This is a genomic window from Shewanella sp. 11B5, assembly GCF_002836795.1.
GTDB classification, from domain to species: Bacteria; Pseudomonadota; Gammaproteobacteria; order Enterobacterales; family Shewanellaceae; genus Shewanella; species Shewanella frigidimarina.
This window is the reverse complement of the sequence record NZ_PJAP01000856.1, coordinates 1-3,573: the sequence shown is the minus strand read 5'-3', so window position 1 is coordinate 3,573 and position 3,573 is coordinate 1. Positions and strand designations below refer to the sequence as shown.

General features: G+C 40.6%; 4 protein-coding genes. 2 read left to right on the top strand and 2 right to left on the bottom strand.

The window, feature by feature from the left end; translation table 11 throughout:
- Positions 1-282 precede the first annotated feature (282 nt).
- Together CXF78_RS22090 and CXF78_RS21905 are read left to right on the top strand one after the other, a co-directional pair.
- On the top strand, positions 283-417 hold the full coding sequence (locus tag CXF78_RS22090; protein WP_102037445.1) for a zinc ribbon-containing protein: 135 nt from the start codon (positions 283-285) through the stop codon (positions 415-417).
- 39 nt (positions 418-456) lie between these two features.
- Complete coding sequence (locus CXF78_RS21905) at positions 457-588, top strand: hypothetical protein (RefSeq protein WP_257984938.1); 132 nt, start codon at positions 457-459, stop codon at positions 586-588.
- Positions 589-818: 230 nt separating this feature from the next.
- Here the strand turns inward: CXF78_RS21905 and glmS are convergent, their stop codons facing one another.
- Positions 819-2,648, bottom strand: coding sequence for a glutamine--fructose-6-phosphate transaminase (isomerizing) (glmS, locus tag CXF78_RS17195; RefSeq protein ID WP_102037444.1), 1,830 nt, complete (start codon positions 2,646-2,648; stop codon positions 819-821).
- 37 nt (positions 2,649-2,685) lie between these two features.
- Positions 2,686-3,456 (bottom strand): DeoR/GlpR family DNA-binding transcription regulator, encoded by a 771-nt coding sequence (locus CXF78_RS17190; RefSeq protein ID WP_102037443.1) that lies wholly within the window; start codon positions 3,454-3,456, stop codon positions 2,686-2,688.
- Positions 3,457-3,573 lie beyond the last annotated feature (117 nt).

The window sequence follows — 3,573 nt, the reverse complement described above, 5'->3', positions numbered from 1 at the left end:
AAAAGCTTACTTCGACACTCCCTCGGATAACTACAGGTAAGGCAAACGTACAATCACAGATTGTGAGTGAACTTTCGCGCTGAGAAGGAATGGGGCAAAAACGTTTTAACAAAGTTTAGTATCAAACGAAATATGATGATGTCCTTAATGCATAATCATTAGGAATTATTTCTATTAAGAATCTGCTTAAAAATAACTCTTGCATTGTTCTTTTTTTGACCCAATATAGGATTCAATAATACATTTTGTATTATTGAATCCAGTTATCAAGGAGATATATTTATGTCGAGCACAGGCGAAAAACCAGGGAAAGGTGTTTATACATGTACAAAATGTGGACAAAAAGTCATTTTAGATGATAACTCCGATACACTTCCTCCTTGCCCTAAATGCGAAGCAACAAACTACACACCTTAAAATAATGGCCTATATAAATTTATCAATAAGGTGAGCGGAATGAGCATAAAACCAGGCCCTAAGCCAAAAGCGGAATCTACAGGTAAAACAGATCAAAGACGTAGTGTTACCCCTGAGAACAAGTCTAAACATCCTAGTTTAGATACTCATAAACATAAACCGGGTAAATAGTTTTGCGTTACAAACGCAATCGTTCTGGAGTTTTACTACCCATGACTATTGCATTAACATAACTTTTTATCTTAAAAAAAAAGCGACCACTCAATGAGTCAGTCGCTTTTTATTAGTTTCGAACATTTCACAGTAGCTAACTTGTTTAGTTTCTAACTTTTCAGTTAGTAGCTATCTTTATGACTAGTTTCGAACTCTATTTAACTTCCACATGTAAAAAATTCAGAACCTTATTCAACAGTAACCGATTTAGCCAAATTTCGAGGTTGGTCTACGTCGGTACCTTTAATTAATGCCACATGATATGACAATAATTGTAATGGAATGGTGTAAATTAACGGTGCCATGAACACATCGCAGTGTGGCACTGGAATGACTTTCATAGTCTCATCTGATTCAAACTCAGCATCAACATCGGCAAACACATACATTAGTCCGCCACGAGCACGCACTTCTTCAACGTTTGATTTAAGCTTTTCGAGTAATTCATTGTTCGGTGCAACCACGATAACTGGCATATCTGCATCAATCAAGGCTAATGGACCGTGCTTTAACTCACCAGATGCGTAAGCTTCGGCGTGAATATATGAAATCTCTTTTAGCTTTAATGCACCTTCCATCGCGATTGGGTATTGATCACCACGACCTAAGAATAATGCATGTTGCTTGTCGGCAAAGTCTTCTGCTAATTCTGCAATTGCATCATTTAAGCCAAGCGCTTGTTCCACTTTAGCTGGCATTGATAACAAGCTTTGAGTAATAGCTGCTTCCATGTCGCTAGACATGCCATTATGACGACCAATAACTGTTGTTAACATTAACAAGCCAGCAAGTTGTACAGTAAAGGCTTTAGTTGATGCAACACCAATTTCTACGCCAGCTTTCATCATGTAAGCCATGTCAGATTCACGTACTAACGATGAACCTGCTGAGTTACAAATAGTTAAAGTGGCTTTGTAGCCCATTTCTTTTGCTAGGCGCATTGCAGCTAACGTATCCGCTGTTTCACCAGATTGTGAAATAGTCACTAACAAGCTATTTGGGAACAGGTGCGATTTGCGATAACGGAACTCAGATGCAATTTCAACATTACACGATACGCCAGCCCAATCTTCTAACCAGTAACGCGCTGCCATACCCGCGTGGTAACTGGTACCACAGGCAATAATTTGCACGTGTTTAATGTCTTTTAAAAATTCAGCGGCATTTTCACCAAATGCTGAATCTAAAACCTTACCACCCGCAATACGACCTTCTAAAGTATGCGCAATTGCCGTTGGTTGTTCGTAAATCTCTTTTAACATGTAGTGACGGTATTCGCCTTTGTCACCTGCATCATGAGTCACTTCCGACTCTTTCATTTCGCGCTGAACTGCATTGCCATTAATATCAAAAATGTTAACTTCGCGACGCGTAATTTCTGCGACATCACCTTCTTCTAAAAAGGCAAATGAACGTGTTACAGGTAGTAATGCTAATTGATCTGAGGCAACAAAATTTTCACCTAAACCATAACCAATGACTAATGGGCTTCCGCTACGGGCAACAACCATGCGTTCGCTATCACGACGGTCGATAACAACTGTACCGTAGGCACCTTCAAGCTGTTTTACTGTCGCTTGTACTGCCACTAATAAGGTAGCAGCTGTTTTTAGTTCATGATGAACAAGGTGACAAATAACTTCGGTGTCTGTGTCAGATGAAAATACGTAACCTAAACCTTTTAGCATCTCGCGCAATTTACTGTGGTTTTCAATAATACCGTTATGAACAACAGCAATATCACCTTCAGATAAATGTGGATGTGCATTGCGTTCGCTTGGCTCACCATGAGTTGCCCAACGAGTATGGGCAATACCAGTGCCGCCGCTTAACGGTGCAGCATCTAGTGCCGATGACAACTCTTGTACTTTACCAACACGGCGAGTACGGCTTAACTCACCTTGATGGATAACAGCAACACCAGCTGAGTCATAACCACGGTATTCTAGACGACGTAAGCCTTCTACTAAAATTTCTGCAACATCCCTTTGCGCCACTGCGCCTACGATTCCACACATGTTTGTTGTTTCCTTTACAGTTTCAATTTAATTTTGTTTACTTAGCGTATGGTGCGAGGATTACTCTGACACCATGTGCTGAAATAGTGTTAACGGCTTCTTGGGTGATGTTATCGTCGGTAACTAAGACATTAACCACATCCCAAGGTAATTCTAGATTAGGGATCCGTCGGCCAATTTTAGTCGACTCTAATAACACCACGACTTCACGAGACATTTCAGCCATTACTTTACTTAAGCCGGTTAGTTCGTTAAATGTGGTGGTGCCACGATCGAGGTCGATACCATCGGCACCGATAAAAAGTTGGTCGAAGTTATATGACCGTAATACTTGCTCTGCCACTTGGCCCTGAAAAGACTCCGAATGTGGGTCCCAGGTGCCACCGGTCATCAATAATGTAGGTTCATTTTCAAGTTCATGAATAGCGTTTGCCAGTTGCAGTGAATTCGTCATCACCACCAAGCCACGCTTGTCATTAAGCTGCTGAACAATTCCGGATGTAGTGCTACCACTGTCGATGATGATCCGGTTATGGTCGCGGATCAGCTCAGCGGCTTTAGCGGCAATAGCTTGTTTATTTAATGATAGGTTTTCGCTGACTATTTGGGTCATTTCTTGAGGTACAGGCACCGCACCACCATAACGTCGTAATAATAGTCCATGAGTTTCAAGCATGGCTAAGTCTTTGCGAATAGTGACTTCCGAAGTGGCAAATAGATTCGCCAACTCATCGACACTGACTTCGCCTTGCTCATTAACCAATTTAATGATCGAATGACGACGTTGTTGGGTGTTACGTTTAGTCATTTAAATTAACTATCTTTCATATAAGTTTCGAAACGAAAGATATTTTAGCATCAAATGAAACTTTATCTAGATCTTATCGCTCAAAAATTGAAATAAAAGTACAAAAAAAGCCTCTGA